Annotated in this window: 1 protein-coding gene and 2 pseudogenes; all 3 read left to right on the top strand. The window is 35.3% G+C overall.

The genetic code is table 11. The annotated features are described in order from the left end of the window. A pseudogene (locus IHO13_RS05190) lies at positions 1-208 on the top strand (collagenase); the annotation flags it as partial. A 68-nt stretch (positions 209-276) separates the two neighbouring features. After that, positions 277-480 (top strand): hypothetical protein, encoded by a 204-nt coding sequence (locus IHO13_RS05185; RefSeq protein WP_225538583.1) that lies wholly within the window; start codon positions 277-279, stop codon positions 478-480. 75 nt (positions 481-555) lie between these two features. Continuing rightward, positions 556-2,417: pseudogene (locus tag IHO13_RS05180) on the top strand (peptidase M2); the annotation flags it as partial.

The raw sequence follows: 2,417 nt of genomic DNA, 5'->3' as shown, positions 1-2,417 counted from the left end.
ATTAATAATGTATTTACAAACAAATCATCCAAACTTGCTAAGTGATTACTTAAGTGCTATACGTGCCGGTGATAACGGTAGATCGAAACAATTTTTGGAAGAAATACGACAACATAATGATGCCTTCAAAGGCTGGCTTGCTGACAATAGTACAGATGTTGCAATGCAGGACATCAATGCTTTACAAGTCACAAAGGAGAGCTTATAGCAACTAGTCAAGAAATAGTAGATGGGGAAATAAAAAACGTATCATGCTATAGAGCAGAGATAAAAACAATGAATGGAGAAGAGGTTGGAAGTTTCTCTCCGGTAGAACATGTTGCGTTTTATGATGTTGCTCGTGCTGTTAACAGGGCAACAGATGACAATCTTGATATATCAAAGGAGTATCACTTCTTAAAAGTAATAAAAACTCCTGATGGGCAAACCAAACTCACTTACTCTGATCAACAAGGTAATGAGTACCGAAACAGTCAATAATGTAAAAATCAGGCTTTTAAGGTATTATCAAAATATGATACAGAAATTAAGAGTCAGGTAGACAAATTCAATAGCTTGAATAAAGAACGTGGTGAAACGTATCAAAAATATTATAGAGGAGGAATTGATATTGAAAAGTTACATGATGAGGAAAATACAAAGTACAGACCAGCATTCTTAAAGTTTAATCAACTCAAAAACAAAGCAGTTGATGAGATTAAAGGTAATCCACAAGCAGTAGAAGTATTAGATGAGTTGGTCAATATCAATCCAAACCTAGTAAGAAGTACAAATCATATTGATTTGCAGGAAGGTAAAGTTTTCTCCATAAAAGCCCTTGGTCATGGAAATATGGGTGCTCTATCCATATATGATGGAGATACAAAGCTTGGAGAGCTGTTGAGCGAGTCAGGCTTTTTTAAGCAAGTTGAAGACCAAACTAAAGAAACTTTTTTCTTTGAAGATATATTGCACAACTTAAATGTTCAATATGATGGTGGTGCTTATATGGCAGTTACAAAAGAAAATGGTCATTATAAAGCTTCCCTGGTAGATGGCAGAACAGTTGAACGTGATGAATATTTCGATGAAGCACATTTACACGAAAATGAATTGCTGCATCCTAGTGTTGAGCATATTCAAAAAGACTTAGATCCTTTACTTCTTAAAGGCACAAAGATTTTGAGTCATAAGAATTCAGAGCATGTCCAATACTCTGATGAACAGAGAAAGAACGGAGTAATTGTGGAAAAAGGAAAATTATTGGATAATAAGGGAGCAGATAGGACAGACGACGACGTATATGAAGCAGTTGTGAAGCAAGGAGACGAGCGCTTATATAAATTCAAAAACATGGGTTTTTACATTAGTAAGGAAGGCGACCTATTTATTCATGACCATGGAGCAAACGTAAGGGTTCAACTACCAAAAAGTATTACTCATCTAAAATTAGTGCAAAAAGATGACGGATATAAATTGGTGCCAGCCGATGCTGATGGTAATGAATATAACGGTATACCAGATGAATATAAGTATATAGATCCAATATTTGCACATGAATATGAAAAGAGGGACTATTCTCATAAATATGTCAATATAGGTCTTATAAATTTTGACAAATATCTTTTGAATTCCGATGGACGTGAGAATGGTAAACTTTTCGCTATAAAGCACGATCCAGACGATTACCATATACAAAAAGACTCCAGCGGTAAAATACTTAGAATAAACGGTCAAGCATATTTCACTAAGGTAAAACTATTTGATGGTGATGAAGAAATTGGAGTGTTATCTAATAACTTCCACAACTTTAAGGGAAAAATATTCCTTTCTGCTGACTATAACTACAGTTGTAGCGATTTACTGGCATCTGTTTCTCCTCAAGTTAAAGTTAAGAATGTGAAAAATGGAAGTAGAAAAATAACCTTTGACCAAGGTAATGGTGATATCGGGGATACTGATAAAGGCTATACTGATTATCAGAGAATATACACAAAAGGGAAACAAACCGAAAGTTCAAAAGAACAGGCAATTGCAAGCAAAACTGAGACAGAAATCGATGCGCTACATATGGTTTATAGTACTACTAATGCTGTTGCTCAAGCTGCTGAAGAGAAGGCTGGATCAAACGACAATGATGAAACGCTGTCTTATCATCTACAAATTCTAACGAGGGTAAAAAGGTTAGCTTTAACAGAGGACAAAGAGCAAGAGCAGGTAATATTGAAAGACACAATTTTGAAAATAGAAAAAAGCTCTGATCAAGCCTTGGAAGGAAAGTACAAGGTAAATGTGGCTGTAGATTATCGTGACGTGAAAGCCTTGTGTAACAAAGCCGAAGGAGCAGAAAAGCAATCTGTGTTAAAGTTTTGGTATAAATTGGCCAAATCTGGATATAAGGTTGGTGCTTTGCCAGAAGACAAATATTACTTTCAAGA

This window comes from Wolbachia endosymbiont of Mansonella perstans, from assembly GCF_020278605.1.
GTDB lineage: Bacteria > Pseudomonadota > Alphaproteobacteria > Rickettsiales > Anaplasmataceae > Wolbachia.
This window is presented reverse-complemented; position numbering and strand designations above follow the sequence as displayed.

Coding starts and splice junctions, on each gene's coding strand:
- IHO13_RS05185 (WP_225538583.1), top strand. CDS start 277: ATGAATGGAGAAGAGGTTGGAAGTTTCTCTCCGGTAGAACATGTTGCG.